Raw genomic sequence first — 5,219 nt, forward strand, 5'->3', positions numbered from 1 at the left:
CTCGTATGGGGCTTCACCGCGGCGGTGCTGTCGACGGTCATCGACGCCGCGGGCTGGGCACTGCCGTGGGACGAAGGACGAGAGATCGGCGTGAGAGGCTGAGCGTCACTCGGCCGGGTCGCGCGTGCACGGCAGGGCCTCTCACGCGTCTCAATCGCGCGTGACCGGACAGGTCATGCAGTGGGCGCCGCCGCGGCCGCGCACGAGCTCGACTCCGGGGGTCTCAATGACTTCCACGCCGGCGCGGCGCAGCACGTCGTTGGCGCGCTGGTTGTGGGCGTAGCCGATGACCCGCCCCGGTGCCAGGGCGACGACGTTGCAGGAGTCGCGGGACAGCTCCCGCAGCGCCTCGGCCTCGTCGGACATGTCGGGGCTGATGACCTTGAAGGAGTCGATGCCGGCGGCGCGGGCGAGGACGGCGTCCATGTCGCCGCCGTCGTGGACGGTCACGTGCAGGGCGGAGTCCTTGGTGGAGCCGTGGCTGGCGCCCGGCTCGATCTCCACGGTGGTGACGTCGTTGAAACCGGAGAAACGCAGGTAGGTGTCGGGGGCGACCATGGTCATGAGAGTGTCCAGGTGCATGACGGCATCGAGCTCGGTGTAGAAGGCGCGGTCGGGCATGTGCACGCCGATCACCCGGTCGGCGGCGCCGTCGGCGAACAGGCGGGTGGCGAGGCGCTCCACGCCCGCCGCGCTGGAGCGGTGGGTGAGCCCCATGACCAGGGTGCGGTTGCCCAGCACCTGGAAGTCGCCGCCCTCAACCGTCGCCGGCGAGGCGCCGTGCGGCTCCACCCACAGCGGGCCGCGCTCGCCCGAAGACCCCTTCGACGCCGTCGCTCCCGCATCCGGCGGTGCGGCGAGGGTGAGTCGGTCGGCGAAGGCGGGGTGGAAGCGGTAGACGGCCTCGTAGTTGACGGCCTCCCGACGGCGGGGCGCCAGCGCCATGGTGTTGACGGACACGCCTCCGTACAGCCAGGCGGAGGTGTCGCGGGTGAACAGGTGGTTGGGCAGCGGCGTGACCACGAACTGTCCCTCGAGGGTGGACAGATAGGTGGTGGCGAAGAGGGTGGCGGCGTCGGCGGGGTCGAGGCGCTCGCGCAGCTCGTTGCGGGTGATACCGGCCAAGAGGACCTCGGCCAGTTCGGCGTCGGGCAGGCCGCTGAGGAAGTCGATGAGGACCTCGGAGGTGGACACGCCGACCGCCTGCGGGCCGACCGTCTCCTCCAGCACCAGGCGGCGCGCCTCGGGGACGGCGAGGGTCTCTGTGAGCAGGTCGCGGAAGTCGTGGACGATGACGCCCTCGGCACGCAGGATCGCGGTGAAGGCGTCGTGCTCGGCCTGGGCGCGGGCGATGTTGAGGGCGTCGTCGAACAGCAGGGAGTTGGCGTTGATCGGCGTGATGCGGGCGATCTCCCGCCCGGGCCGGTGGACGATGACCTCCCGCAGCCGCCCGGTCTCGGAGTCAACCCGGCCGCCGCCGGCCGAGCGCGGGATGACCGCGCGGTCGGTGGCCAGACTCGGGGCGGTTTGCGGACTGGGCGTCATGAGCGTCATGGGCACAGGCTATCGACATGCGGCCGGCGGGTGCGCTGGGGCTTGTGGAGCGGGTCGTCTTTGAGACCGCGATGACCATGGATCGCGAGCGGAGCGCGGCGCCCGCGGTGTTCTACGCGGCACCGAATTCCCGCGCCGCCATCGGTCCCGTACTTATCGTCTTCTTCCCGCCTCATGCATGGATTCACCAGGCCGCCGTGCAGCAATTGGTTACCCAGCGAGGCCGAGTCGGTCTGCCACGTCGCCGAGCGGGAAGGTCCCGGCATCGCTGACGCTCGTCTCGACGTCGGTCACGCAGATGCGCAGCGCATAATCCGACGCCGACTCCAACCCAGCCAACGATCTGTAAGCAGGCGAGTCCTGCGCGACTTGGGCTTCGCCCGAGCCACACGCAGCCACCGCCAGGCCACTTGCAGTACAGGCCGCGATGAGAGTTTTCCTCCTGAGCTTCATGAAGCCTCTCCCACAGCAGCACGGCACCATCGCTCGTGGCATTTCACCAAAACGGGAAAGGCCGCCCGAGGCCAGTCACGGCGGCCAACGCCTACATCTCCCTGACATTGGTCGACCTATGCCTCCCCTCACCGACGCTGTAACGTTCACTCCATGGGAGCCGATCTGAGCGGCGCCCTGCTTGGGGTCGTCGGTCCCGGGCGGGATCAGAGATGAAGGAACTGCTGCAGGAATTTTGCGGATACGTCGTGACGGCCGGATCCCCGAGCCGAAGCCGGACGACGAACGGAGCGGATGAAAGATGCCTGACGACGCGAGTTTCCGAAGGCAGGGTGTGCAACTTGGAGGTATTGAACCGTGCGACAGCTGTGTGAAGTCGCCTGTTTTCTGGGCGGCGCAGCGATTTCGTTCCTGACTTTCCTTCGCGGCGAGTTCTCGCCTGCACTACTCACCGCGGGGCTGGCAGTGGCGGTGTTGTATTGGCTGACGGTAAGAGCCGTCTGTGACAGCGAGGCTGTACGATCGGTATATCGCAGCAACACCGGGATGCTGGTGGTCGCCCCATTCCTCAGCCTCATCTGGCGAGGCGGATTCGTCGTGGCCGTGTTGCTAGTCGCGGTAGCGCTCATCATTGCCGGGCGCGCTCTTCGGGGCGAACAACCGCGCGCTCAGGACTGGAGCCGTCCGTTCACCACCGGTCACTGAGTGATTCAGAGCTAGGCTCCACCCCGGGAACCGCGAACGTGCTTGTGCGGAACAAGCAGCGTAAAAGGCCGCCTGGGCCGAGCCAGCCCGCAGCATCCATACCGGCTCTTCCGTGCGGCTTGCGGCGCGACACCGAGAAAAATGTCAGCGGGCGCGATTTGTAATCCATGATACCGTGCCACATAAGGCCGAAGGGGGAGTATGACTGCCGGTTCTACGACAGCGGAACGCGTTTTGAGCTTCCATGAGTTCCTTGCGGGCATTGACCTGCAGCTGCCTAATGGCTTCAAGGCAGTCAACCCATACGCGAAGGACCGGTCGGCAGGTGCAGCCGCGGCTTTGATCACGGATTTCTACGAAACATTCTACGCCGATTGCCTGCCGCGGCACCTCATCTTAGGTAGCTCCCCTGCGCGTAGAGGTTCTGCCATAACCGGAGTTCCTTTCGCTGGACCCGAGGTTCTATCACGGCTAAACCATGAATTAGCTCAAGGGTACCGCGTAGCTCCAGCATCTGCGCGCTTCTTGGACAGTGTGATCCATTCCTATGGTGGATACAGCGCGTTCTATCAGAACTTCCTGATGGGGTTCGCGTGTCCGATCGGCATAATTTCAGTATTGGAAGGCAGTCGCGAACGCAATGCGAACTATTATGACACACAACCCCTCCGGAGAGCGGTTGACAATCTTTTAGTGGAATCGTTCCGGCGACAGGCTGAATGCGGGGCGGATCGGTCAGTATGTTACGTCATCGGCAGCGGAAGCAATTACAAGATTTTAGCGGAACTGAATCGAGACTTGCAGTGCTTCGAAGAACTGGTACCGCTACCTCACCCCCGATATGTTACGCAGTATGCCCCCTCGCGCACCGCGGAGTTTGCCGACCTCTACTTGCGCGAACTGCGCCGGAGAACTTGAGTGTCGCCCAAGATGCTATCGGAGGTTTGTTTATGACCTCTTCACGTTGAAGGGGCGTAGCAGTTGATTACGGAACTCACCGGCGTGGATGAGACTGCGGACGGTGTAGTTGGTCAGGTTTCTGAAGCCGTGGGCGATGCCGCACAGTTGCTCCAGGCGTCCAGCAGACGCTTAAGAGGAAGCATCATGGACCGCGGTAGTTTTTGCAGCTCTCGACCGCGGTCGGCACTGGCGGAGCCATGCCTGCCCTCGCAGCATCGGCACCTGCCACCTCTTCCGTCACCGGCATTGGCAACCGCTGCTTCCGCTGAAGCAAGCGGGAAACAGGTCACCAGGGATGAGGTAGAGTGCGAGTGAACCGGTAGGAAGTAGATGGCCATGAGCGGTGAGATCAACACATCGGCAACTCCCGAAGAAGAACCCGGCCCCTGGCGCCCGGCAGTGCCGTTGTGGGCAGTCGCCTCCGGCAGAGCCTTCACGGCTTTACTGTACGGAATTGGCCTGGGCGTGATCGTTGGAATCTGGTCGGCGCTGACCGGCGCGGGTCTAACGATGGATCGCGTGGTGGGCTTCGCCATCGTCGCGGCGGTCATACGAGAGACCGTTGACGCAATTGCGTCGCGCCTGATCATGCGCGCCAAGCACTCCCAAGACCCAGAAGGACCAATGATGACCATCATCGCCTTCATCTGCCCCGCCGTAGCGGGAGCTGCGGCGGCAGCGCTGTTTGCGCCCAGCTCACTATTCCCCCTCACCCTGGTGACCTGGATTCTCTTCGCGATTATCATCGTCACACTCGAGAAGCCATGGAATACCACCCTCAACCACGAGGAAATGATGAAACGCAGTCGCAAAATGCGACTGATGACGCAAGAGCACTTCGCCGAGGAGATCCAGGACGGGCATTTAAGTTTCCCCGACGTAGATGATGAGGGCTATTACGTTGACGAGGACGGCAACCGAATTGACGCGAGCTGACGGCCAACAAGGAATACATCACGACCGAGCTCATGACGGCACACTTGGGACAATAGCCCTGTGGCTCCACCCGCTCGCTGGTGCGTGCCCGCGGCATCGCGCCCTTCCACGCCGCCGTTCACGTACCACCGGCTGGCGACCGCGCCCCTGCGGTACGCGTCTTTTCTCGCCTTTTCTCCTCCAGCCCCTACCCTGTGCCCATGAGTCAGTCGTCAACCGCCGCGTCGCCGTCCCACCCGCTGCCGCAGCGGGTCTCGGAGATTTTCGATCCCTTCCGCTGGCGCAACATCACCGGCTTCGTCAACCGCGGCGACAGCCCGGGCGCGCTCACCGACGTCACCTACCACCGTGGCTGCGAGCGCGACGCCGACGGCACCTGGCTGCGCGACCTGCCCGTGGTGCGGGTGGCGATCGACCGCCCCGAGGTGCGCAACGCCTTCCGCCCGCACACCGTCGACGAGCTGTTCCGGGTGCTCGACCATGCCCGCATGAGCGGCGACGTCGGCGCCGTCATCCTCACCGGCAACGGCCCGAGCCCACGCGACGGCGGTTGGGGCTTCTGCTCGGGCGGCGACCAGCGCATCCGCGGCCGCGACGGCTACCACTACGAA

Annotated in this window: 5 protein-coding genes; 4 read left to right on the forward strand and 1 reads right to left on the reverse strand. The window is 64.7% G+C overall.

Features of this window, described 5'->3' with window-relative positions; genetic code table 11:
• Positions 1-150: 150 nt before the first annotated feature.
• A complete protein-coding gene (locus tag RWX45_RS11495; RefSeq protein ID WP_316023860.1) occupies positions 151-1,545 on the reverse strand; it encodes an arginine deiminase family protein in 1,395 nt (464 codons plus the stop codon).
• Positions 1,546-2,364: 819 nt separating this feature from the next.
• Between RWX45_RS11495 and RWX45_RS11500 the strand changes: the two genes are divergently transcribed.
• The 4 genes from RWX45_RS11500 to RWX45_RS11510 all read left to right on the forward strand — a co-directional run.
• On the forward strand, positions 2,365-2,712 hold the full coding sequence (locus RWX45_RS11500; protein WP_316023857.1) for a hypothetical protein: 348 nt from the start codon (positions 2,365-2,367) through the stop codon (positions 2,710-2,712).
• Positions 2,713-2,913: 201 nt separating this feature from the next.
• Positions 2,914-3,630, forward strand: coding sequence for a uracil-DNA glycosylase family protein (locus tag RWX45_RS13495; RefSeq protein WP_410050720.1), 717 nt, complete (start codon positions 2,914-2,916; stop codon positions 3,628-3,630).
• Positions 3,631-4,008: 378 nt separating this feature from the next.
• Positions 4,009-4,608, forward strand: coding sequence for a hypothetical protein (locus tag RWX45_RS11505; RefSeq protein ID WP_316023858.1), 600 nt, complete (start codon positions 4,009-4,011; stop codon positions 4,606-4,608).
• 200 nt (positions 4,609-4,808) lie between these two features.
• Positions 4,809-5,219: enoyl-CoA hydratase-related protein (locus RWX45_RS11510; RefSeq protein WP_316023859.1), on the forward strand; the 411-nt coding region annotated here is incomplete at its 3' end.

The sequence above is a fragment of the Actinomyces sp. MRS3W genome (assembly GCF_032465695.1).
Classification (GTDB): domain Bacteria; phylum Actinomycetota; class Actinomycetes; order Actinomycetales; family Actinomycetaceae; genus Actinomyces.